This is a genomic window from Enterobacter sp. 50588862 (genome assembly GCF_001462935.1).
GTDB classification, from domain to species: Bacteria; Pseudomonadota; Gammaproteobacteria; order Enterobacterales; family Enterobacteriaceae; genus Enterobacter; species Enterobacter bugandensis.
The window spans coordinates 13,595-36,008 of sequence record NZ_LNHM01000007.1 but is presented as its reverse complement, the minus strand read 5'-3'; the positions used below and the strand labels follow the sequence as shown (position 1 = coordinate 36,008).

Here is a 22,414-nt window from a genome sequence, read left to right as displayed (position 1 = left end):
CGTTCGCCCTCCCCCTTCTCATTGCGCCCGTTTTTCGCCAGGATAAGAGCATAGTGTTATAGCATCACAATTCTCTTGCGGAGCGCACGTGACCAAAACCAACCTCATCACCGGTTTTCTCGGCAGCGGTAAAACCACCTCTATTCTTCATCTGCTGGCGAATAAAGATCCCGCCGAGAAATGGGCCGTGCTGGTCAATGAATTCGGCGAAGTGGGCATTGATGGCGCGTTGCTGTCATCCAGCGGCGCAATGATTAAAGAGATCCCAGGCGGATGCATGTGCTGCGTAAACGGCTTACCGATGCAGGTAGGCCTCAATACGCTGCTGCGTCAGGGCAAACCGGACCGCCTGCTGATTGAACCTACCGGTCTGGGCCACCCGAAGCAGATCCTCGATTTACTGACCGCCCCGGTTTACGAGCCGTGGATCGATCTTCGCGCCACGCTGTGCCTGCTCGATCCGCGTCAGCTTCTGGATGAAAAAGCGGTGGCCAATGAGAACTTTCGCGATCAGCTCGCCGCAGCAGACGTTATTGTCGCCAATAAAGAAGATCGCGCCACGGCGGAAAGCCGGGCCGCGCTGGACGCGTGGTGGCAGCATTTCGGCGGCAATCGGACGCGGGTGCAGGCCACTCAGGGGAATATTGATAGCGCCCTGCTGGATCTTCCCCGCCTGAACCTGGCGCAACTCCCGGTCAGCGCAGAGCATGCGCATCACCATTCTGCGAAGCAGGGTCTGGCCGCGCTTAGCCTGCCGGAACACCAGCGCTGGCGTCGTAACCTTAACAGCGGTCAGGGGTATCAGGCCTGCGGATGGATTTTCGATGCCGACACCGTTTTCGACACCATCGGGATCCTTGAGTGGGCCAGGCTTGCGCCGGTCGACCGCGTGAAAGGGATCATGCGCACGCCAGACGGGCTGGTGCGGATCAACCGCCAGGGCGACGATTTCTTTATCGAAACGCAAAACGTCGCGCCACCTGACAGCCGTATAGAGTTAATTAGTGCGGTTAACGCCGACTGGAATGCCCTGCAGTCCAGCCTGTTGAAGCTTCGTTTAAGTTCGGGCGGCTAACGTTGCCCCAGTTTTCACTCAATGCAGAACGTTATGACGACTCGAATTCCCCAGATACTACTGCTTAATGTCGCCGGTCTGGCGCTCTTTTTCTCCTGGTATATCCCGGTGAATCACGGTTTCTGGTTCCCGCTGGATTCATCCCTGTTTCATTTCTTCAACCAGGGGCTGGTGAAGAGTGACGCCTTTCTGTGGCTGGTGGCAATTACCAATAACCGCGCCTTCGACGGCTTTTCCCTGCTGGCCATGGGCTGCCTGATGCTCTCTTTCTGGCTCAAAGAGGATGACACGGGGCGTCGCCGCATCCTGATTATCGGACTGGTGATGCTTCTGGCTGCGGTGATCATTAATCAGCTGGCGCAACATCTGATGCCGGTAAAACGTGCAAGTCCTTCGCTCTTTTTCCCGAATATTTATCGCGTGAGTGAACTGCTGCATATTCCAACAAAAGATGCCTCGAAGGACAGTTTCCCGGGCGATCACGGCATGATGCTGCTTATTTTTTCTGGGTTCATGCTGCGCTATTTCGGTAAGAAGGCGTTCGCAATCGCCCTGCTTATTGTGGTGATATTTGCCTTCCCACGCGTGATGATTGGCGCGCACTGGCTGACGGATATTGTCGTGGGTTCCCTTTCCGCGGTGCTGATTGGTCTGCCGTGGGTTCTGATTACGCCTTTGAGCGATCGCCTAATTACCCTTTTCGATCGCTATCTTCCGCGTAGAAAGCAACAAAAATTGAACAAATAATTACCGTTTTTTAACGTAAACTATCGGGGATCATCACGATCCCTAATAACGCCCTTCCCGCGATCTTTCTGCGCTGTCATATTCTTGTCATCACATTCGTGATAAAAATGAAGCAATTGCACGATTACGCGGCGGATCTGCCGCTATTTTGTGCAATGACAAATTTTTACTTTCTGTATCACAATTTCTTATAAAAAAAAGGCTCTTTTTACTCGCAATAGCCCTGGCAATCGGTTAATCTCGAACTCGTTTTGCCCCATGGAGATAATTATTTCGATGGTGAATAATTTTGTGCGCTGCACCACAAATGTCACCAGAAACAATTGTCTCAATGTGAACAGATAATTAGTCTCGTCACGTTTGGCATTTTTATAACGATATTTGTCGTTAAGGACTTCAAGGGAAAATAAACAAAATGGTCAAATCTCAACCGTTTCTGAGATATATCTTACGGGGGATCCCGGCGATAGCAGTCGCGGTACTGTTATCTGCATGTAGTACATCGAACACCGCAAAGAATATGCATCCTGAGACGCGTGTTGTGGGAATGGAAGATTCCTCTTCACTGCAAGCCTCTCAGGATGAATTTGAAAATATGGTACGTAATCTGGACGTGAAGTCCCGCATTATGGACCAGTATGCTGACTGGAAAGGCGTGCGTTACCGTCTTGGCGGCAGCACTAAAAAAGGCATTGATTGTTCCGGCTTTGTACAGCGTACCTTCCGCGAGCAATTTGGGTTAGATCTTCCGCGTTCGACCTACGAACAGCAGGAGATGGGCAAGTCGATTTCACGTACCAAACTGCGCACCGGCGATTTAGTGCTGTTCCGTGCAGGCTCTACCGGTCGACATGTGGGCATCTACATTGGTAATGACCAGTTTGTACATGCCTCCACCAGTAGCGGTGTGACCATTTCCAGCATGAATGAACCGTACTGGAAGAAGCGCTACAACGAAGCGCGCCGCGTACTGACCCGCAGTTAATATGATAATTGTATCGTTGGTTATCCCTTGGCTGGCGATACAATAAAAAAAAGCACTGCTTCGGCGGTGTTTTTTTTTGCCCGTTACAATGAATACAATCAGCGGCAATTCAGGAACCACGACGTTTATGCTCACCCGCTACTTCTCCAGTCAAAGAAAGATACTGATCCTCAGCATTATTACCGGCCTGGTCGCAGCCCTGCTCCTGGGTTCCCTGCAGTTTTTCTGGAGCTACCACAAGCGGGAAGTCCGGTTCGATACGCTGATTAAGGACGTGCGCATCTACATGGAGAACTATTTCGAGGAGCTGAAAACCTCTATCGATGTGCTCCAGCCGCTCACGCTAAATAATTGCCAGGACGTTAACGCGGAGTTGACCTCGCGTGCAGCCTTCAGCATCAACGTGCGCGCCTTCCTGCTGGTCAGAAACAAACTGGCCTTCTGCTCGTCAGCCACAGGGCCAATGAATACCCCGATGGAGGAGCTGATACCCGAACTGCACATCAACAAGCCGCTTGATATCGCACTTCTGCCCGGCACGCCCATGCTGCCCCATAGACCTGCCATTGCCATCTGGTATCGTAATCCTTTAGTAAAAGACGGCGGCGTGTTCACCTCTGTGAATCTCAACCTGACGCCGTACCTGCTTTATACCGCACGCCAGGACGAGTTTGCCGGCATCGCGATTATCATCGGCGACAAGGCATTATCCACCTCGTCGAGCAACATTGTCAGGGCGAGTGATTTACATCAAACGCCAGCGCGAACCGCGACGCTCAAAGAAGTCCCTCTGACCATCAAACTGTACGCCAGGGAGTGGACAAGCGCGGAGATCCTTTTTGCCCTGTTCTTCGGGCTATTATGCGGCATTGCGGCTGGGTCGCTTAACTTCTATATCCTCACCCTGCGTCTCAACCCGGGTAAAGAAATTTTAAGCGCCATCAAGCGTGGTCAGTTTTATGTGGTCTATCAGCCCGTCGTCGATGCCAAATCGCTCAGGATGACCGGGCTTGAAGTCCTGATGCGCTGGAAACACCCGACAATGGGAGAAATTCCGCCGGACGCGTTTATTAATTTTGCCGAAGCGCAGAAGCTAATTGTCCCGCTGACGCTGCATCTCTTTGATCTTATCATTCACGACGCTCCTGTATTACAAACGCTGTTACCTCCGGGCGCAAAGGTGGGCATCAACATAGCGCCGGGGCATCTGCATGCGGAAAGCTTCAAAGACGATATGCGCACCTTCAAAGCCCTGCTGCCGCCTGATTACTTCCAGATCGTACTGGAAATTACCGAGCGCGATATGCTGAACCATCGGGAAGCTAACAGCCTCTTCGAATGGCTGCATAACGAAGGGTTTGAAATTGCCATCGACGATTTCGGCACCGGCCACAGCGCGCTGATTTATCTTGAACATTTCACCATGGACTACCTGAAAATCGACCGCGGTTTTGTCAACGCCATTGGCACAGAAACCGTGACCTCCCCGGTGCTGGATGCCGTACTGACGCTGGCAAGACGACTTAATATGTCGACCGTTGCGGAAGGGGTGGAGACACCGGAACAGGCGGCCTGGCTGCGCGAGCATGGGGTTAATTACCTGCAGGGTTACTGGATTAGCCGCCCGATGCCGCTGGAGCAGTTCCGCACGTGGCAAAATACAGTGTCGCCTGACGGGGAATAATTTCACATTGCCCGTGGCGTCACTTATTATTCAGCTTAACTGAGCCGGTCTGTAAAAGAGGGAGCCGCCGCGAGATGTTTATGCGCTTTATGTTGCTTTGGTTGGCAGTCGTGAGCCTGTCCAGCCAGGCGCAAACCATCAAAGAGAACATCGCGTTCGCCGTGATTGGCGAGCCAAAATACGCGGTCAATTTTACGCACTTCGATTACGTCAATCCTGCCGCCCCTAAGGGTGGAAAGGTCACGCTCTCGGCTACGGGAACGTTCGACAACTTTAACCGCTTCGCCCTGCGCGGCGTGGCCGCGGCGCGAACGGAATCGCTTTATGACACGCTTTTTGTCACGTCGGATGATGAACCCGGCAGCTATTACCCGCTGATTGCCGATAACGTGCGCTACGCGGATAACTTCGCCTGGGCTGAAATTACCCTAAACCCCCGGGCCCGCTTTCACGACGGCACGCCGGTCAAGGCCAGCGACGTCGCTTTTACGTTTCATAAATTTATGACCGAAGGCGTGCCTCAGTTCCGCATTGTGTATAAAGGCGCAACGGTGCGCGCCATTGCGCCACTCACCGTACGCATTGAGCTGAGCGAACCGAACAAAGAAAATATGCTTAGCCTGTTCTCGCTGCCGGTGATGCCTGAATCGTTCTGGAAAAACCATAAGTTAAGCGACCCGCTCTCCACGCCGCCGCTGGCCGGTGGCCCTTACCGCATTACCGACTGGCGCATGGGGCAGTACGTGGTCTATTCCCGCGTGAAAGATTACTGGGCGGCTAACCTGCCGGTAAACCGCGGGCGCTGGAATTTCGACACCCTTCGCTATGACTACTATCTCGACGATAACGTGGCGTTTGAAGCGTTCAAGGCCGGCGCCTTCGATTTACGCGTGGAGAACAGCGCCAAAAACTGGGCGACCCGCTATATCGGCAAAAACTTCACGAAAGGCTACATCGTCAAAGACGAGCACAAAAACGAATCCGCCCAGGACACGCGCTGGCTGGCGTTTAATATTCAGCGCCCGGTATTTACCGACCGCCGCGTTCGGGAAGCCATTTCCCTGGCCTTCGATTTTGAATGGATGAACAAAGCCCTGTTTTACGGGGCGTACAGCCGCGCGAACAGCTATTTCCAGAACACCGAATATGCCGCGCGCGACTACCCTAAAGCCGACGAACTGCTCCTGCTGGCGCCGCTGAAAGCGGAAGTGCCGCCGGAGGTGTTTACCACGGTATTTCAGCCGCCCGCTTCAAAGGGTGACGGCTACGACCGCGACAACCTGCTGAAGGCCAGCAAGCTGCTGGATGAGGCAGGCTGGCAGCTGAAGAACCAGAAACGCGTCAATGCGAAAACCGGCAAGCCTTTAAGCTTTGAACTGCTGCTCTCCTCCGGCGGCAACGATCAGTGGGTGCTGCCGTTTAAGCACAACCTTGCGCGGCTGGGGATCACCATGAACATTCGCCAGGTCGATAACGCGCAGATCACCAACCGCATGCGCAGCCGTGATTACGACATGATGCAACGCCTGTGGCCCGCACAGCCGTGGCCCAGCTCGGATCTGCAAATCTCCTGGGCCTCCAGCTACATCGACTCCTCGTACAATGCGCCAGGCGTAAAAAGCCCGGCGATTGATGCCCTGATTGCGAAAATTGTGGCGGCGCAAGGCGATAAAGATAAGCTCTTGCCGCTTGGTCGCGCCCTCGACAGGGTGTTAACCTGGAACTACTACATGCTGCCCATGTGGTATATGGGCGAAGACCGCCTTGCGCGCTGGGACAAGTTCTCCGTGCCTGCCGTGCGCCCTGTCTATTCTCTGGGCTTTGACACCTGGTGGTATGACGTGAATAAAGCCGCCAGACTGCCCGCCGAGCGGCGATAAGGAATTATCATGGGTGCCTATTTAATACGCCGTCTTCTGCTGGTCATTCCCACGCTGTGGGCCATTATCACCATTAACTTTTTTATCGTGCAAATTGCCCCGGGCGGGCCGGTCGACCAGGCCATTGCCGCCATTGAGTTTGGCAACAGCGGCGGCATGCCCGGCGGCGGCGGAGAAGGCATGGGCGCCAGCCATGCGCGAACCGGCGTGGGGAATATCAGTGAAAGCCACTACCGCGGCGGGCGCGGGCTGGATCCTGAAGTGATCGCCGAGATCACCCATCGCTACGGCTTTGATAAGCCGATACACGAGCGCTATTTCAAGATGCTCTGGGATTATATCCGCTTTGATTTTGGCGATAGCCTGTTCCGCAGTGCGTCCGTATTAACGTTGATCAAGCAAAGCCTGCCGGTTTCGGTCACGCTGGGGCTGTGGGGGACGCTGATTATCTATCTGGTCTCTATACCGCTCGGGATCCGAAAAGCGGTGCATAACGGCAGCCGCTTCGATATCTGGAGCAGCACCTTCATCATCATCGGCTATGCTATTCCGGCGTTTCTGTTTGCCGTTCTGCTGATTGTCTTCTTTGCCGGCGGCAGCTATTTCGACATCTTCCCGCTGCGGGGGCTGGTCTCCGCCGATTTCAGCACGCTGCCGTGGTACCAGAAAATCACCGACTATCTCTGGCATATCACGCTGCCGGTGCTGGCGACGGTGATCGGCGGGTTTGCCGCCCTGACCATGTTGACCAAAAACGCCTTTCTCGATGAGATCCGCAAGCAGTATGTCGTCACCGCCCGCGCCAAAGGGGTCAGCGAAAAACAGATCATGTGGAAACATGTCTTCCGCAACGCCATGCTGCTGGTGATTGCCGGGTTTCCGGCCACGTTCATCAGTATGTTTTTTACCGGCTCGCTGCTGATTGAGGTGATGTTCTCGCTCAACGGTCTGGGCCTGCTGGGCTACGAAGCCACCGTATCGCGCGATTATCCGGTAATGTTTGGCACGCTCTATATTTTCACCCTGATTGGCCTGCTGCTGAATATCATCAGCGATATCAGCTATACGCTGGTCGATCCCCGAATTGATTTTGAGGGCCGCTGATGCCGCGTTTAAGCCCCGTTAACCAGGCCCGCTGGGCCCGTTTTCGCCATAACCGCCGCGGCTACTGGTCGCTGTGGATTTTTGCTGTCCTGTTTGTCCTGAGCATGTGTTCGGAGCTGATCGCCAACGACAAACCGTTGCTGGTGCACTTTAACGACCGCTGGTACGTGCCGGTACTGGCTAACTACAGTGAAAGCGACTTCGGCGGCCCGTTTGCCACCCCGGCGGAGTACCAGGATCCGTGGCTGCGCCAGCAGATCGAACAGCACGGCTGGGCCCTCTGGGCTCCGGTACGCTTTGGCGCCAACAGCATTAACTTCGCGACCACAACCCCCTTCCCTTCTCCGCCCTCTGCGCAAAACTGGCTGGGAACAGATGCCAACGGCGGCGACGTGCTGGCGCGCATCCTGTACGGTACGCGGATTTCTATTCTCTTTGGACTGATGCTGACCGTCTTCTCCAGCGTAATGGGCGTAGTGGCCGGCGCCGTTCAGGGCTACTACGGCGGAAAAATTGACCTGTGGGGGCAGCGTATCATCGAAGTCTGGTCCGGTATGCCAACGCTGTTTCTGATCATTCTGCTTTCCAGCGTGGTACAGCCGGGCTTCTGGTGGCTGCTGGGCATCACCGTTCTGTTCGGCTGGATGGCGCTGGTGGGCGTGGTGCGGGCAGAGTTTCTGCGCACCCGTAATTTCGACTATATTCGCGCCGCGCAGGCGTTAGGCGTGAGCGATCGCGCAATCATCTTCCGCCATATGCTTCCCAATGCGGTGGTGGCGACCCTCACCTTCCTGCCCTTTATTCTGTGCAGCTCCATCACCACCCTCACCTCGCTGGACTTTCTGGGCTTCGGCCTGCCGCTGGGGTCGCCGTCGCTCGGCGAACTGCTGCTGCAGGGCAAGAACAACCTGCAGGCGCCGTGGCTGGGCATCACCGCCTTTCTTTCCGTGGCCGTGCTGCTTTCGCTGCTGATTTTTATTGGCGAAGCCGTGCGCGATGCCTTCGATCCCAACAAGGCGGTATAAGATGACGCAGCCTCTTCTCAGTATTGATCGCCTGTCGATTGCCTTCTCGAAGCAGGGCGAGACCCGTACCGTGGTCACCGACCTGTCGCTGCAGATCCAGCGCGGTGAAACGCTGGCGCTGGTGGGTGAATCCGGTTCGGGCAAGAGCGTCTCGGCGCTCTCCATCCTGCGTCTGCTGCCCTCCCCGCCCGTGAGCTATCCGCAAGGGGATATTCTGTTCCACGGCAGTTCGCTGCTGCACGCTGATGAACATACCCTGCGCGGTATTCGCGGCAATAAGATTGCCATGATCTTCCAGGAGCCGATGGTGTCGCTCAACCCACTGCATACGCTGGAAAAACAGCTCTATGAAGTGCTGTCACTTCATCGGGGGATGCGCAAAGAGGCCGCGCGGGGCGAAATTCTGGATTGTCTGGAACGTACAGGCATACGCAACGCGGCCAAACGGCTGAATGATTTTCCGCATCAGCTCTCCGGCGGCGAACGCCAGCGGGTAATGATTGCCATGGCCCTGCTCACGCGCCCCGAACTGTTGATTGCCGACGAGCCGACGACGGCGCTGGACGTCACGGTGCAGGCGCAAATTCTGACGCTCTTGAGGGAGCTGCGTGACGAGCTGGACATGAGCCTGCTGTTTATCACGCACAACCTGAGCATCGTGAAAAAGCTGGCCGACAGCGTCGCGGTCATGCAAAACGGGCGCTGCGTTGAACAGAATACCGCGTCCACGCTGCTGAACGCGCCGCAGCATCCCTATACGCAGCGCCTGCTCGACAGCGAACCTTCCGGCGACCCGGTGCCTCTCACGGCAGACAGCACACCGCTGCTGCGCGTCGATAATTTATCCGTCTCGTTCCCGATCCGCAAAGGCGTTCTGCGGCGCATCGTTGACCAGAACCCGGTGCTGAAAAATATCCGCTTCTCGCTGCGACCGGGTGAATCCCTGGGGCTGGTGGGCGAATCCGGTTCGGGGAAAAGCACTACCGGTCTGGCGCTGCTGCGCTTAATTGCCTCTCAGGGCGAGATCCTGTTTGACGATATGCCGTTGCACCGCTGGAACCGCCGCCAGATGCTGCCCGTGCGGCCCCGCATGCAGGTGGTATTTCAGGATCCCAACTCCTCGCTTAACCCGCGCCTCAGCGTGTTGCAGATTATCGAAGAGGGCCTGCGCGTTCACCAGCCTGACCTGAGTGCGCAACAGCGGGAACAGGAGGTCATGCGGGTGATGGCGGAAGTGGGCTTAGATCCCGACACTCGCCACCGCTACCCTGCGGAATTTTCCGGCGGACAGCGCCAGCGTATCGCCATCGCCCGCGCGCTGATCCTGAAACCGGAGCTGATTATTCTGGATGAACCGACCTCGTCTCTGGACAGAACCGTACAGGCGCAGATCCTGGCACTGCTCAAAGGGCTACAGGAAAAGCACCGGCTGGCCTATATCTTTATCAGCCATGATCTACAGGTGGTTCGGGCGCTATGCCATCAGGTGATTGTGCTACGACAGGGTGAGGTGGTCGAACAGGGTGATTGCCAGCGCGTATTTACTGCGCCAACGCAGAGCTACACGCGCCAGCTGCTCGCGGCAGACTAGCGCTTAAAACGGATACTGGCCGGAGAAAGGTTCAGCAATCGCAACGCCAAAATTTTTCAGGCGGCAGGTCGCGGCGAATTCGTCCTGGCTTTTGACAAACAGGCACGGCTCCCCTTCGCACTCCAGTACGGAGCTGTCCACTTCGATATCCGTCAGGGCCTGGCTGAGACGCTCCATCACCCGCCACGCATTTTCGTCGCTCGGGCTCAGCAGCTTGAGCGCCACCAGGCAATTCTCACAGCCCGCGACGCTTTGCGGAATCGGTTCAACTTTCGAGCCTGCAAAACCCGCCGACCAGCGATAGCTCTGGGGCAAGCGATGGACAATGGAGAGTTGTAATGTATTCACGTTCGTTCCCCGGAAGCAAAATTTACTTCACAATTTATTTACATTTATAGTAACACATCATCGCCAACCTGCACTATTCAGCGCTTTTTTATCGGTATCAAGGCTCGCGTCGGCGCTATATGTACCCGTTTCTGCGATCTAACTCAACCTTTTTGAATACAATGATGTGACTTTTTACATAAATAGATTTTACATAAAATAAACAAACACGGAATAAACGAACGCGAGTTTGGTTGATATGCGTCAACAAAAAAGGCCCTTTCGGGCCTTATCTGCGCGTTAGTGCGCCGCTTTTCGCGGCCGGCTGGCGTAAAGACAGAAAAGCACAGAGCTGGTTGCGCAAAAAGCCATCGCCCACAGCATAGGCCAGGCCGTAGTAAAGGTCGCCATAGAGAGTAACGCCCCGACGATGGCACCAATCCCGAAGCGGAAGGTTCCCGCCAGTGACGATGCGGTTCCCGCCATGTGCGGGAATTCGTCGAGGATCACCGCCATCGCATTGGACGAGATCATCGACACGCAGCCGACAAAGGCCGCCACGCCGATCACCAGCGCCCAGAAGCCCACGTCCAGAAACGCGCTCACCACCAGCCAGACCGCCATCACAAACTGGATCCACAGCCCGGCGCGGAACATGTTCAGCGCGCCCACCCGCCGGACAAAGCGGCTGTTAATGATGGTCAGGACAAACAGGAAGACGATATTGAGCGCAAAATAATAGCCAAAGTGCTGCGGCGAAACGTGGTTCAGCTCGATATAGACAAACGGCCCGGCACTCAGGAAGGAGAACATTCCGGCGAAGCTGAACCCGCTCGCCAGCATGTAGCTCAGCACCCGCTTGTGGCGAAACAGCGAGGCAAAGTTGCCTATCGTGGTTCGAATATGAAATTTCTGGCGGCGCTCGACGGGCAGCGTTTCATCAATAAAGAAGAAAATCATCGCCGAGGCCAGCAGCGCGGCCAGCGCCAGGATCCAGAAAATCGCGTGCCAGCTAAACCACACCAGCACCGCACCACCGGCCATCGGTGCCACCAGCGGCGCAATCGTCGTCACCAGCATGACGAACGACATCATGCGGGAGAACTCTTCTTTCGGGTAGATATCACGCATCAGGGCGTTGATCACCACGCTCGCGGCAGCGGCGGCCAACCCGTGCAGGAAGCGCATGATAATCAGCTGATCGATACTCTGCGCCAGCGCACAGGCGACCGCTGCGGCCGCAAAGACCAGCGTCCCGCCAAGAATAACCGGCTTACGCCCCAGGCTGTCGGCCATTGGGCCATACAGCAGCTGTCCGAGCGCGAAACCGAGAATATAGGTGCTGAGAGTCATCTGCGCGCTGCCTGCCGGTACGCCAAACTGGGCGGAAATCACCGGCAGCGCAGGCAGATACATGTCGATAGACAGCGGCATCAGCATCGCCAGCAGGCCAAGAATGAAGACAATTTTGAACGACGAGTGTGGCCTGGTGGTCACAGGGTTCTCCTGAAATTAGTGCGAAGGCAGACCGACGCTGGCAATCTCTTCTTCCGTCAGCGGACGATATTCACCGGGCGCCAGGTCGGTATCGAGCGCAATCGCACCGATGCGTTCACGGTGCAGGCCCACAACGTGGTTACCCACGGCGGCAAACATGCGTTTCACCTGATGGTAGCGCCCTTCGCTGATGGTCAAACGGACCTCCGTCGGGGTGATGACCTCAAGCACGGCGGGTTTGGTCAGATCCTTTTCATTATGCAGCTGAACGCCTTTCGCGAATTGCTCTGCCGTGTCATCCGCAACCGGTGACTCCAGCGTGACCAGATAGGTTTTCTCGCAGTGGTGGCGCGGGGAAGTGATGCGATGCGACCACTGACCGTCGTCGGTCATCAGCACCAGACCGGTGGTGTCGATGTCGAGGCGGCCCGCGGCGTGCAGCTTATGCGCCACCGGTTCGTCGAGGAAATAGAGCACAGTTGGGTGATCCGGATCGTCCGTTGAGCAGACATAGCCTTCCGGCTTATTGAGCATGAAATAGCGGGGACCGTGCTGCTGGGTCAGCGGATTGCCGTCGTACTCAACCTGATGGTCAGGCTGCAGTTTGAACGCGCTGTCTCGCACAATGTCGCCATCCACGGTAACGCGGTTGGCGCGAATTTCGCGCCCGGCAATAGCGCGGCTTACGCCGAGTTGCTGAGCGATAAACTTATCAAGTCGCATGAAATCTTTTTAGCCTTAATGGTGCTGGATGTCGGACCGTGCGTCCGAAAAAAGAAGCAGTCAGGAACGGTTCAGTATAATGGTCTGGTTGCGCCACTCAAGGGAAAAAGTTTCGTGGCATACTATATGCGGATTAACGAAACCGAGACCCCATGACTTTTACACTTCGTCCCTATCAGCAGGAAGCCGTTGACGCGACGCTCGCCTGGTTCCGTAAACACCGGGAACCGGCGGCCATTGTCCTCCCGACCGGTGCAGGCAAGAGCCTGGTCATTGCCGAACTGGCGCGCCTGGCGCGCGGTCGCGTGCTGGTATTGGCCCACGTCAAAGAGCTGGTGGCGCAAAACCATGCCAAATATTGTGCGCTGGGGCTGGAAGCCGACATTTTCGCCGCCGGGCTGAAGCGCAAAGAGAGCCACGGCAAAGTGGTTTTCGGCAGCGTACAGTCGGTGGCCCGCAACCTGGATCTGTTCCGCAGCGAGTTTTCGTTGCTGATTGTCGACGAATGTCACCGCATCAGCGATGACGACGACAGCCAGTATCAGCAAATCCTCACTCACCTTAAAGAGGTGAACCCTCACTTACGCCTGCTCGGCCTGACGGCAACCCCGTTTCGTCTGGGCAAAGGCTGGATCTACCGCTTTCATTATCACGGCATGGTGCGCGGCGACGAGAAAGCGCTGTTCAGCGACTGTATCTATGAACTTCCGCTGCGCTACATGATTAAGCACGGCTACCTGACGCCGCCCGAGCGGCTGGATATGCCGGTCGTGCAGTACGATTTCAGCCGCTTACAGGCGCAGAGCAACGGGCTGTTCAGCGAGGCGGATCTTAACCATGAACTGAAAAAACAGAAGCGGATCACGCCGCATATCATCAGCCAGATTGAAGAGTTCGCGCAAACGCGTAAAGGGGTGATGATTTTTGCTGCCACCGTCGAACACGCGCGCGAAATCACCGGCCTGCTACCCGCTGACGACGCAGCGCTGATCACTGGCGAAACGCCCGGCCCGGAGCGCGACAGGCTGATTGAGGCTTTCAAAGCCCAGCAGTTCCGCTACCTGGTGAATGTCTCCGTATTAACCACCGGGTTTGACGCCCCACACGTCGATCTGATTGCGATTCTGCGCCCGACGGAATCCGTCAGCCTGTATCAGCAGATTGTCGGCCGTGGCCTGCGCCTGGCGCCGGGCAAAACCGACTGCCTGATACTGGATTACGCCGGCAACCCGCACGATCTGTACTCCCCGGAAGTGGGCGCGCCAAAAGGCAAAAGCGACAACGTGCCGGTACAGGTGTTTTGCCCGGCCTGCGGCTTTGCCAACACCTTCTGGGGAAAAACCACCGCCGACGGCACGCTGATTGAACACTTTGGCCGCCGCTGTCAGGGCTGGTTTGAAGATGATGAGGGGCATCGCGAGCAGTGCGATTTCCGCTTCCGCTTCAAAAACTGCCCGCAGTGCAACGCCGAAAATGACATCGCCGCTCGCCGTTGCCGCGAGTGCGACACGGTGCTGGTGGACCCGGACGACATGCTGAAAGCGGCGCTGAAGCTGAAAGATGCGCTGGTGCTGCGCTGCTCCGGCATGGCGCTGCAGCCCGGCGCGGATGAAAAAGGCGAATGGCTGAAAATCACCTATTACGATGAGGATGGCGCTGACGTCAGCGAACGGTTCAGGGTTCAGACGCCTGCCCAGCGCACGGCATTTGAGCAGCTGTTTATCCGGCCGCATACCCGTACGCCTGGCGTGCCGCTGCGCTGGATAACCGTGGCGGATATCGTGCATCAGCAGGCGCTGCTGCGCCACCCCGACTTCGTGGTCGCCCGCAAGAAAGGCCAGTTCTGGCAGGTTCGCGAGAAGGTCTTTGACTATGAAGGTCGCTTCCGTAGGGCAAATGAATTGCGCGGTTAACGGGACTTTTCATTGATGTGCGGGGCATTTGAGTATAAAATGCCGCCCGCTTCACATCCGTGGGGCAGAACACTCACCTGCTGCTGGGTCGCCTGTAGTAGGGTTTTAAATACAGAGAGAAATCAATGTTCACTATCGAAGCAGAAGTACGTAACGTGCAGGGTAAGGGTGCGAGCCGCCGCCTGCGTACCGCAAACAAGTTCCCGGCTATCGTTTACGGTGGCGAAGCTGCTCCAGTTGCTATTGAACTGGATCACGACAAAGTATGGAACATGCAGACCAAAGCTGAATTCTACAGCGAAGTTCTGACCATCGTTGTTGGCGGTAAAGAAGAAAAAGTGAAAGTTCAGGCTGTTCAGCGTCACGCGTTCAAGCCAAAACTGACTCACATCGACTTCGTTCGCGCGTAATCGCAAACCTGTCGAGAAAACCCCGCTTCGGCGGGGTTTTTTTATGGCTGCTATTTACCGCCAGACGTGCGGCGCTGAAGCTGATCGCGCAGGTTCGGCGGCGTACCTTTTATGGTCAGGGTATCGGTGGCCGGATCCCAGAAGATGCGTTCCCCCAACAGCATGGCGTCAAAGTTGATGGTTAACCCACCGCCGCTGCCGGCAAATTTGGTTAACTGACGCAGCGTGCTGCGATCCGCCGGGAAGCTCTCCTCAAGCTCATAGCCCTTCTCCGCGGTGAATTCCTGGAAGCTCACTTCGCTGACGCCCGCCAGCTCTTTTGACAGGGACTCCAGTTCAATCTCTTCCCCGGCCTGCAACTGCTCGTTGCAGTAGCTGTAAACCTGCTGACGCACGGTCTGGCGTTCAGATTTATCGAGCTGCGCTTCCGCCGTGAAGTCATCAACGGCCTGCAGCAGCCCTTTGTTCTGCGCTTTGGCGTTCAGGCCTTCGCTGGCACCGAGGAAGTCCATAAAGAAATCCGCCACTTTGCGGCCCACCCGCCCCTTCAGGAAGGTGAGGTAGCGGGTCGACTCCGGGTTAGTTTCCCACTCGGTCAAATCAATACGCGCCACAATATCCGCATGGTTGATATCCAGATAGTGCGTTGAGCTGATGTCCAGCTGCTCGTTCACGCGCATGCTGCTTAAGTTATTCAGCACGGTAACCAGCAGGTACTCGACCGCCAGGTAACGATAGTGGCAGAACAGGACAATACCGCCGTCGGCGAACGGATATTTCGCCAGCTCGTCGCGCAGACGCCCGGTTGCCGCGCGGCTAAACGCCAGGAAATCCTCCTCGCCCTGACGCTGCAGGCGCAGGCTATCGGCCAGCTCACTCTCTTCACTGAACAGACCATAGGCTTTATTTTTAGCGCTGTAGACGCGATGTAGCTCTGCCATCATTTCCACAACGGTTGCCGTGGGTTCCAGTAACGAATCGCGTAGCACCACTTCAAGGGTTTGCTCATCACGCTTGATAAGCTGGTGCAAGGCAATCTGGTTGATTTCCAGACTCATGATAAACTCTCCTTTTAGACCGGGCGGTATTCAACCACCACCAGGACATGTGTGCAACAACAGATAAAAAAGGGGAAAAAAAGCTGTTGCTACGGTAATATGTTGCCCTTTCATCAACAAACTGATTTTGATTTATGCCACAACATTCCCGCTACAGTGATGAACACGTTGAACAACTGCTCAGTGAGCTGGTCAACGTACTGGAAAAACATAAAACGCCGACCGATCTCTCCCTGATGGTTTTGGGAAATATGGTCACCAACCTTATCAACACCAGCGTTGCTCCGGCTCAGCGTCAGGCGATCGCCAAATCTTTCGCCCAGGCGTTACAGTCATCCGTCAGCAACGACCAGGCCCATTAAGGGAAACGAACAACAGTTTATGGTGACGAATCGTCAGCGCTACCGTGAAAAAGTCTCCCAGATGGTCAGCTGGGGACACTGGTTTGCCCTGTTCAACATTCTGCTGGCGACGGTAATTGGCTGTCGTTATCTGTTTGTCGCAGACTGGCCCACAACGCTAACCGGGCGTATCTACTCCTGGATAAGCGTTGTTGGTCACTTTAGCTTTTTGGTATTCGCCACCTATCTGCTGATCCTGTTTCCTCTGACGTTTATCGTCATGTCGCAGCGTTTGATGCGGTTCTTGTCCGCAATCCTTGCCACGGTGGGGATGACGCTGCTGCTTATCGACAGTGAAGTGTTCACCCGCTTCCACCTGCATCTCAACCCTATCGTCTGGGAATTGGTGATCAACCCCGACCAGAACGAAACGGCCCGCGACTGGCAACTGATGTTCATCAGCGTCCCGGTGATCCTGTTGATCGAGATGCTGTTTGCCACCTGGAGCTGGCAAAAGCTCCGCAGCCTGACCCGACGCCGCCATTACGCGAAGCCCGTCGCCGCGCTCTTTTTCGTCTCATTTATCAGTTCGCACCTCATGTATATCTGGGCGGATGCGAACTTCTATCGCCCTATTACCATGCAGCGCGCTAACCTGCCGCTCTCTTATCCGATGACGGCCCGTCGTTTCCTTGAGAAACATGGCCTGCTTGATGCCCAGGAGTACCAGCGCCGTCTGGTCGAACAGGGTAATCCGGAAGCGGTTAGCGTGCAGTATCCACTGAGCGATCTGCGCTATCGCGATATGGGTCGCGGGCAAAACGTCCTGCTGATTACCGTCGATGGCCTCAACTATTCTCGTTACGAGAAGCAGATGCCTGCGCTGGCCGATTTCGCGAGTCAGAACGTATCGTTTACCCAACATATGAGTTCAGGTAACTCAACCGATGCGGGTATCTTTGGCCTGTTCTATGGCATTTCTGCCGGATACATGGACGGCGTGCTGTCTGCGCGCATTCCTGCGGCGCTGATCACCGGGCTTAATCAGCAGGGCTATCAGTTAGGGCTGTTCTCATCGGACGGCTTCAACAGTTCACTGTACCGCCAGGCGCTGCTCTCTGATTTCTCACTGCCTCCCGCGCAGAGCCAGTCTGATGCCCAGACCGCAAACCAGTGGATAAACTGGCTGCAGCGCTACGCGCAGGAAGATAACCGCTGGTTCTCGTGGGTGGCCTTTAACGGCACAACGCTTAACGACAGCAACCAGGCTGGCTTTGCGCGCCGCTACGGCCGCGCGGCCAGCGATGTTGACGCACAGATTGGCCGCGTGCTTGACGCGCTACGTGAATCAGGCAAGCTTGATAACACGGTCGTGATCGTGACCGCGGGGCATGGCGTACCGTTAGGCGACGAGACGAAGAGCATGAGCTGGTCACGTCCAAACCTGCATGTTCCGCTGGTGATCCACTGGCCGGGAACGCCGGCGCAGCGCATCAATATGCTCACAGAACATAAAGACGTCATGACGACCCTGATGCAGCGCCTGCTGCACGTCAGTACGCCAGCAAACGAGTATTCGCAGGGGCAGGATCTCTTCAGCGCCACGCGCCGCCATAACTGGGTGACTGCAGCCGACGGCAACACGCTGGTGGTGACCACGCCGAAGCTGACGCTGGTGCTGAATAGCAACGGGAACTATCAGACCTATAATCTGCAGGGTGAACGGCTGAAGGACCAGAAACCACAGCTTAGCCTGCTGTTACAGGTTCTGACGGATGAGAAGCGCTTCATCGCTAACTGATTAATAATAAACCAGTTAGCGACGGATTCCCTTGCATTCGAAACGGAATCGAGTAGTATTCTTTCTATGCGTCGGCACGTAGCGCAGCCTGGTAGCGCACCGTCATGGGGTGTCGGGGGTCGGAGGTTCAAATCCTCTCGTGCCGACCAAAAACACATTGAAAACCAGCCTCTTACCGCTGGTTTTTTATTTCGCCTCGTCCGGTGTTTTGCGCAGGTACATCAGCGTAACCAGACAAATCACGGCTCCGGCATAAAACGTATATTCCGCGCCAAACGTTTCCCAGATGGCCCCGGCGCCCAGGCTGGCGACTAACAATCCCACGCCGCTAACCAGACTAAAAATGCCGTAGGCGGTACCGCGCAGATCCGCAGGTGCTGTTTTTGCGATCATTGCCGCCAGCAGCCCCTGCGTCATCCCCATATGCACTCCCCAAAGCGCAACGCCCAGAAGCATTCCAGCCCAGTGGGTGCTTAGCGCCAGCACAATATCTGCCCCAATCAGCATCACCAGGCCCCACCGCAGTAGTCGGGTGTGGCTCATCCCGTCCGATAACTTGCCAAACGGATAGGCTGAAAGGAAATAGAGCAAATTCATGGCCACCATCACCAGCGGGATCAGCGCCAGCGGCACCCCCGACTGCTGTGCGCGCAGGACAAGAAAGGCTTCACTGAAACGTGCGAGCGTGAAGATGGCGCCCAGGCCAATAACCCACCAGCAGCCTTTCCCGAGACGCCTGAGGTTCTCTTTTTTGATGGGGTTCGTGCGTTTATGTTCGACGGGCGTTTTCGGCTCATGCAGGCCGAAAAAAAGCAGTGCCACGGCGAGGACGCCGGGGATCACCGCAATCCAGAAAATCGTGCGGAAATCATCGTTCCACAGCAGCATTAAGCCTACGGCCAGCAGCGGCCCGAGAAATGCGCCGATGGTATCCATCGACTGACGCAGCCCAAAGGCCGCGCCGCGAAGTTCCGGCGGCGTAACGTCAGCGACCAGCGCATCGCGCGGCGCGCCCCGGATCCCCTTCCCTACCCGGTCGATTAAGCGTGCCCCCAGAATCATGCCCGACGAAGAGGCGATAGCGAAAAGCGGCTTACTCAGCGCGCCAAGACCGTAGCCCAGCACCGCCAGTCCTTTACGTTTACCCAGGTAGTCACTGATGGCACCGGAAAAAACTTTGATAAACAGCGCGGTGGCTTCAGCCAGGCCTTCAATCAAGCCAATGAAAATCACGCTGGCTCCCAGCGTCGTGACCATAAAGAGCGGCAGCAGGCTGTGAATGATCTCCGAGGAGATATCCATCAGCATACTGACCCCACCCACAACCCAGACGCCTTTCGGGATCCGGCTGAGCGTTGCAAACCGGGATAACATTGAACATCTCCTGCTTTATGTCGAACGACCTTGTTCGACACAGAATACCCTGGAAATGCGAATAAATATCATCACACATAAAAAAGCCAGCCCGCAGGCTGGCTTCTTATAGCAGGTGAATGCTCAGTGTTTTTCACGTCCGCCCAGGAAGAAAATGCCCAGCGGAATGGCCAGCAGAACGGTGAAGACAAGGCTGTAAACGAAGATCATCGCCGACTGCAGCACATACATGCTGGTGGTCCAGGCGGAGAGAGGAATGTTGTACTGTTCAATGACGCCAACAATGGTGGCCCGCCCGACGCACGCGGCAGCAATCATAAACACGACGAGTAGCGCCAGGAGGAACTTGCGGCCTTCAGGTGTTTTCAGTTTTGCACGAACCATCTCTCTTCCCTTTCACAGATGAATAACATTATCGATGGACTAAAATAACACGAACGCCCGTCACACTCCACACCAGTACAAACACCTGCCAAAAAGGTTAATTCTAAGTTTATTACGCTGCATATAATGAAAATGTAAGTAAATCACACCAATCATTCATGCTCATTATGTTAGTCTGTTCAGGACCGTTTTGACATAAAGGAATGACAATGAAAAACGCACCTAAATTTGCCATCGCGCTTCTCGCCGCCGCGTGCGTCAGCACCAGCGCTTTCGCCAGCGACGCCCAAAAAGCGCAGCCGCTGGAAAAAGTTGCACCCTATCCGCAAGCGGAAAAAGGCATGAAGCGTCAGGTGATTCAACTGCCGGTTCAGCAGGACGAAGCGAATTACAAAGTCGAACTGTTAATTGGCAAGACGCTGGAAGTGGACTGCAATCAGCATCGTCTGGGCGGCCAGCTGGAAAGCAAAACCCTGGAAGGCTGGGGTTATGACTATTACGTCTTTGATAAAGTGACCTCTCCGGTCTCTACCATGATGGCCTGCCCGGACGGCAAGAAAGAGAAGAAATTTGTGACGGCCTATCTGGGCGACAACAGCCTGCTGCGCTACAACAGCAAGTTGCCGATCGTGGTATATACGCCTGAAAACGTGGAAGTAAAATATCGCGTGTGGAAGGCAGAAGAGACGGTCGGACAAGCGGTAGTACGTTAAAAACAAGTCGGGTGGCGGCTTCGCCTTACCCGACCTGCTAAACTAAAAACGGTAACAGATGTTACCGTTTTGCTTTTACCTTACAGCGCGATATCCGCAACCGGCTTGTTTACCGGCTGAGGCTTCAGCTCCGCCTTCGGCGCAGCATCCGCAGCCTGCGGCTTCACGTACTGTAGCTGCAGCACGCGACTGGTGTACTCCAGCTCTTGTTCCGTCGCATCCACGTTACCGTTCAGCTTCGTGCCGTAGGATGGAATAATGGTTTTCAGCTTCGCCTGCCATTCCGGGCTGGCAACTTTGTCTTTAAACACTTTTTCCATCAGATGCAGCATAATTGGCGCAGCGGTAGATGCACCTGGTGACGCACCCAGCAGCGCGGCAATCGTGCCATCCTTATCGCTCACCACTTCGGTCCCCAGACGCAGCACGCCGCCCTCTTTCGGATCGCGCTTGATGATCTGCACGCGCTGACCCGCCTGCCACAGACGCCAGTCTTCTTTCTTCGCCTGCGGATAGTACTCTTTCAGCGCCTCGAAGCGTTCTTCATCAGAAAGCATCACCTGGCTAATCAGGTATTTCACCAGGTCGAAATTATCCAGGCCCACGTCCATCATCGGTTTGACGTTAGAGGTGGTGGTCGCGCTCAGCAGATCCCAGAGGGAGCCGTTTTTCAGGAACTTGGTTGAGAAGGTCGCGAACGGTCCGAACAGCACCACGCGTTTACCGTCAAGCATACGGGTATCGATATGCGGGACGGACATCGGTGGCGCACCGACGGAAGCCTGACCGTACACTTTTGCCAGGTGACGGTTCACCACTTCCGGGTTCTCGGACACCAGGAACTGGCCGCCGACCGGGAAGCCCGCGTAGTCGTCAGCTTCAGGAATACCGGACTCCTGCAGCAGCTTCAGCGCCGCGCCGCCCGCACCGATGAAGACAAATTTCGCCTTAATGACGTGCTCGGCTTCGTTGTTTTTCAGATCGGCAACGGTCACGCTCCAGCTGTTGTCCGCATTGCGCTTAAAGCCGCGCACTTCGGTGCTGAGCTGCAAATTGAAGTTATCTTTCTTCTTCAGGGACGCCACCAGCTGACGGGTAATTTCGCCGTAGTTCACGTCGGTGCCAATTTCGGTACGGGTCGCCGCCACTTTCTGGTTCGGGTCACGGCCTTCCATGACCAGCGGCGCCCACTCTTTAATCTGCGCGTGGTCTTCGGAGTATTTCATCCCGCGGAACAGGGTGCTCTGCTGCAGCGCAGCGTAGCGCGCGCGCAGGAAATTCACGTTTTGCTCGCCCCACACAAAGCTCATGTGCGGCACGGTATTGATGAAGGAGTGCGGGTCGTGCATCACGCCGCTGTTGACCTGGTGGGACCAGAACTGACGCGAGATCTGGAACGCTTCGTTGATCTCTACCGCCTTCTCGATACTAATGGAACCGTCCTTTTTCTGCGGCGTATAGTTCAGTTCCATGAGTGCCGAATGGCCCGTACCAGCGTTATTCCAGCCGTTCGAACTCTCCTGCGCCACGCCATCGAGGCGCTCGACCATGGTCATGGACCAGTCCGGCTGCAGTTCTTGCAGATAGGTTCCCAGCGTGGCGCTCATGATGCCGCCACCAATTAAAAGGACGTCCGTTTCCTGCTCTTTTGGTGCGTCTGCTTTCGCTGCCATTGAGACGGCGTTGAGCCCGACAGCCAGAGAAAAGAGCATGGCAGTCATTTTTTTCATAATTTATGCCTTAGTGTAAAAGTGCTTGATGCGTGGAAATTGCAGGTGAAAA

Annotated in this window: 20 protein-coding genes and 1 tRNA gene; 14 read left to right on the top strand and 7 right to left on the bottom strand. The window is 55.7% G+C overall.

The features are described from left to right. The first annotated feature begins 88 nt into the window (after positions 1 to 88). From APT89_RS00680 to yejF, 8 genes are all read left to right on the top strand, one after another. Positions 89 to 1,075 carry a CobW family GTP-binding protein gene (locus APT89_RS00680; RefSeq protein WP_041908992.1) on the top strand — a complete coding sequence of 329 codons (987 nt, stop codon included), beginning with the start codon at positions 89 to 91 and terminating at the stop codon, positions 1,073 to 1,075. Positions 1,076 to 1,108: 33 nt separating this feature from the next. Continuing rightward, complete coding sequence (locus APT89_RS00675; RefSeq protein ID WP_082632933.1) at positions 1,109 to 1,822, top strand: phosphatase PAP2 family protein; 714 nt, start codon at positions 1,109 to 1,111, stop codon at positions 1,820 to 1,822. 415 nt (positions 1,823 to 2,237) lie between these two features. Next, positions 2,238 to 2,807, top strand: a complete 570-nt coding sequence (mepS, locus tag APT89_RS00670) for a bifunctional murein DD-endopeptidase/murein LD-carboxypeptidase (RefSeq protein WP_028013877.1) — start codon at positions 2,238 to 2,240, stop codon at positions 2,805 to 2,807. Positions 2,808 to 2,934: 127 nt separating this feature from the next. Then, complete coding sequence (locus APT89_RS00665; RefSeq protein WP_045629872.1) at positions 2,935 to 4,491, top strand: cyclic di-GMP phosphodiesterase; 1,557 nt, start codon at positions 2,935 to 2,937, stop codon at positions 4,489 to 4,491. A gap of 74 nt (positions 4,492 to 4,565) precedes the next feature. Next, positions 4,566 to 6,371 carry an extracellular solute-binding protein gene (locus APT89_RS00660; protein ID WP_028013879.1) on the top strand — a complete coding sequence of 602 codons (1,806 nt, stop codon included), beginning with the start codon at positions 4,566 to 4,568 and terminating at the stop codon, positions 6,369 to 6,371. A gap of 9 nt (positions 6,372 to 6,380) precedes the next feature. Next, positions 6,381 to 7,475, top strand: coding sequence for a microcin C ABC transporter permease YejB (locus tag APT89_RS00655; protein WP_028013880.1), 1,095 nt, complete (start codon positions 6,381 to 6,383; stop codon positions 7,473 to 7,475). Continuing rightward, positions 7,475 to 8,500, top strand: a complete 1,026-nt coding sequence (locus APT89_RS00650; protein WP_028013881.1) for an ABC transporter permease — start codon at positions 7,475 to 7,477, stop codon at positions 8,498 to 8,500. The genes APT89_RS00655 and APT89_RS00650 overlap by 1 nt, the downstream gene beginning before the upstream one ends. A gap of 1 nt (position 8,501) precedes the next feature. Next, positions 8,502 to 10,091: a microcin C ABC transporter ATP-binding protein YejF gene (gene yejF / locus APT89_RS00645; protein ID WP_060571587.1), complete on the top strand. Its 1,590-nt coding sequence runs from the start codon at positions 8,502 to 8,504 to the stop codon at positions 10,089 to 10,091. Positions 10,092 to 10,094: 3 nt separating this feature from the next. On the opposite strand, the gene APT89_RS00640 is transcribed toward yejF, so the two are convergent. From APT89_RS00640 to rsuA, 3 genes are all read right to left on the bottom strand, one after another. After that, positions 10,095 to 10,439, bottom strand: coding sequence for a YejG family protein (locus APT89_RS00640; protein ID WP_028013883.1), 345 nt, complete (start codon positions 10,437 to 10,439; stop codon positions 10,095 to 10,097). 279 nt (positions 10,440 to 10,718) lie between these two features. Further along, a complete protein-coding gene (locus tag APT89_RS00635; RefSeq protein WP_041908984.1) occupies positions 10,719 to 11,915 on the bottom strand; it encodes a Bcr/CflA family multidrug efflux MFS transporter in 1,197 nt (398 codons plus the stop codon). Positions 11,916 to 11,930: 15 nt separating this feature from the next. Then, positions 11,931 to 12,638: a 16S rRNA pseudouridine(516) synthase RsuA gene (rsuA, locus tag APT89_RS00630; protein WP_060571586.1), complete on the bottom strand. Its 708-nt coding sequence runs from the start codon at positions 12,636 to 12,638 to the stop codon at positions 11,931 to 11,933. A 152-nt stretch (positions 12,639 to 12,790) separates the two neighbouring features. Between rsuA and APT89_RS00625 the strand changes: the two genes are divergently transcribed. Both APT89_RS00625 and rplY read left to right on the top strand, forming a co-directional pair. Continuing rightward, positions 12,791 to 14,551, top strand: coding sequence for a DEAD/DEAH box helicase (locus APT89_RS00625; RefSeq protein ID WP_047363059.1), 1,761 nt, complete (start codon positions 12,791 to 12,793; stop codon positions 14,549 to 14,551). A gap of 125 nt (positions 14,552 to 14,676) precedes the next feature. Further along, positions 14,677 to 14,961 (top strand): 50S ribosomal protein L25, encoded by a 285-nt coding sequence (rplY, locus tag APT89_RS00620; RefSeq protein WP_003859376.1) that lies wholly within the window; start codon positions 14,677 to 14,679, stop codon positions 14,959 to 14,961. Between the two features lie 50 nt (positions 14,962 to 15,011). Here the strand turns inward: rplY and yejK are convergent, their stop codons facing one another. Then, entirely contained in the window at positions 15,012 to 16,019 is a 1,008-nt protein-coding gene (gene yejK, locus APT89_RS00615) for a nucleoid-associated protein YejK (protein WP_008500957.1), read from the bottom strand. Positions 16,020 to 16,153: 134 nt separating this feature from the next. On the opposite strand from yejK, the gene APT89_RS00610 reads away from it, so the two are divergent. The 3 genes from APT89_RS00610 to APT89_RS00600 all read left to right on the top strand — a co-directional run bounded on the left by APT89_RS00610 (position 16,154) and on the right by APT89_RS00600 (position 18,310). Next, complete coding sequence (locus APT89_RS00610) at positions 16,154 to 16,381, top strand: YejL family protein (protein WP_014884596.1); 228 nt, start codon at positions 16,154 to 16,156, stop codon at positions 16,379 to 16,381. Between the two features lie 19 nt (positions 16,382 to 16,400). Further along, positions 16,401 to 18,161 carry an LPS biosynthesis-modulating metalloenzyme YejM gene (gene yejM / locus APT89_RS00605; RefSeq protein WP_060571585.1) on the top strand — a complete coding sequence of 587 codons (1,761 nt, stop codon included), beginning with the start codon at positions 16,401 to 16,403 and terminating at the stop codon, positions 18,159 to 18,161. Positions 18,162 to 18,233: 72 nt separating this feature from the next. After that, positions 18,234 to 18,310 (top strand) — tRNA-Pro (locus APT89_RS00600). A gap of 37 nt (positions 18,311 to 18,347) precedes the next feature. Here the strand turns inward: APT89_RS00600 and APT89_RS00595 are convergent. Together APT89_RS00595 and APT89_RS00590 are read right to left on the bottom strand one after the other, a co-directional pair. Then, positions 18,348 to 19,535 carry an MFS transporter gene (locus APT89_RS00595; RefSeq protein WP_060571584.1) on the bottom strand — a complete coding sequence of 396 codons (1,188 nt, stop codon included), beginning with the start codon at positions 19,533 to 19,535 and terminating at the stop codon, positions 18,348 to 18,350. A 123-nt stretch (positions 19,536 to 19,658) separates the two neighbouring features. After that, positions 19,659 to 19,919 (bottom strand): DUF2534 family protein, encoded by a 261-nt coding sequence (locus APT89_RS00590; protein WP_008500962.1) that lies wholly within the window; start codon positions 19,917 to 19,919, stop codon positions 19,659 to 19,661. A 209-nt stretch (positions 19,920 to 20,128) separates the two neighbouring features. Here APT89_RS00590 and eco point away from each other — a divergent pair, with 209 nt between their 5' ends. Next, complete coding sequence (eco, locus tag APT89_RS00585) at positions 20,129 to 20,632, top strand: serine protease inhibitor ecotin (protein ID WP_028013891.1); 504 nt, start codon at positions 20,129 to 20,131, stop codon at positions 20,630 to 20,632. A gap of 80 nt (positions 20,633 to 20,712) precedes the next feature. On the opposite strand, the gene mqo is transcribed toward eco, so the two are convergent. Further along, a complete protein-coding gene (gene mqo, locus APT89_RS00580) occupies positions 20,713 to 22,362 on the bottom strand; it encodes a malate dehydrogenase (quinone) (RefSeq protein WP_060571583.1) in 1,650 nt (549 codons plus the stop codon). Between the last annotated feature and the right edge of the window lie 52 nt (positions 22,363 to 22,414).

Excerpts from the sequence above, each read along its gene's own strand:
- APT89_RS00660 (WP_028013879.1), top strand. The coding sequence starts at position 4,566 with ATGTTTATGCGCTTTATGTTGCTTTGGTTGGCAGTCGTGAGCCTGTCC.
- mqo (WP_060571583.1), bottom strand. The coding sequence starts at position 22,362 with ATGAAAAAAATGACTGCCATGCTCTTTTCTCTGGCTGTCGGGCTCAAC.
- APT89_RS00595 (WP_060571584.1), bottom strand. The coding sequence starts at position 19,535 with ATGTTATCCCGGTTTGCAACGCTCAGCCGGATCCCGAAAGGCGTCTGG.
- yejK (WP_008500957.1), bottom strand. The coding sequence starts at position 16,019 with ATGAGTCTGGAAATCAACCAGATTGCCTTGCACCAGCTTATCAAGCGT.
- mepS (WP_028013877.1), top strand. The coding sequence starts at position 2,238 with ATGGTCAAATCTCAACCGTTTCTGAGATATATCTTACGGGGGATCCCG.
- APT89_RS00625 (WP_047363059.1), top strand. The coding sequence starts at position 12,791 with ATGACTTTTACACTTCGTCCCTATCAGCAGGAAGCCGTTGACGCGACG.
- APT89_RS00675 (WP_082632933.1), top strand. The coding sequence starts at position 1,109 with ATGACGACTCGAATTCCCCAGATACTACTGCTTAATGTCGCCGGTCTG.
- APT89_RS00650 (WP_028013881.1), top strand. The coding sequence starts at position 7,475 with ATGCCGCGTTTAAGCCCCGTTAACCAGGCCCGCTGGGCCCGTTTTCGC.
- APT89_RS00655 (WP_028013880.1), top strand. The coding sequence starts at position 6,381 with ATGGGTGCCTATTTAATACGCCGTCTTCTGCTGGTCATTCCCACGCTG.
- rplY (WP_003859376.1), top strand. The coding sequence starts at position 14,677 with ATGTTCACTATCGAAGCAGAAGTACGTAACGTGCAGGGTAAGGGTGCG.
- yejM (WP_060571585.1), top strand. The coding sequence starts at position 16,401 with ATGGTGACGAATCGTCAGCGCTACCGTGAAAAAGTCTCCCAGATGGTC.
- APT89_RS00590 (WP_008500962.1), bottom strand. The coding sequence starts at position 19,919 with ATGGTTCGTGCAAAACTGAAAACACCTGAAGGCCGCAAGTTCCTCCTG.
- APT89_RS00610 (WP_014884596.1), top strand. The coding sequence starts at position 16,154 with ATGCCACAACATTCCCGCTACAGTGATGAACACGTTGAACAACTGCTC.
- eco (WP_028013891.1), top strand. The coding sequence starts at position 20,129 with ATGAAAAACGCACCTAAATTTGCCATCGCGCTTCTCGCCGCCGCGTGC.
- rsuA (WP_060571586.1), bottom strand. The coding sequence starts at position 12,638 with ATGCGACTTGATAAGTTTATCGCTCAGCAACTCGGCGTAAGCCGCGCT.
- yejF (WP_060571587.1), top strand. The coding sequence starts at position 8,502 with ATGACGCAGCCTCTTCTCAGTATTGATCGCCTGTCGATTGCCTTCTCG.
- APT89_RS00665 (WP_045629872.1), top strand. The coding sequence starts at position 2,935 with ATGCTCACCCGCTACTTCTCCAGTCAAAGAAAGATACTGATCCTCAGC.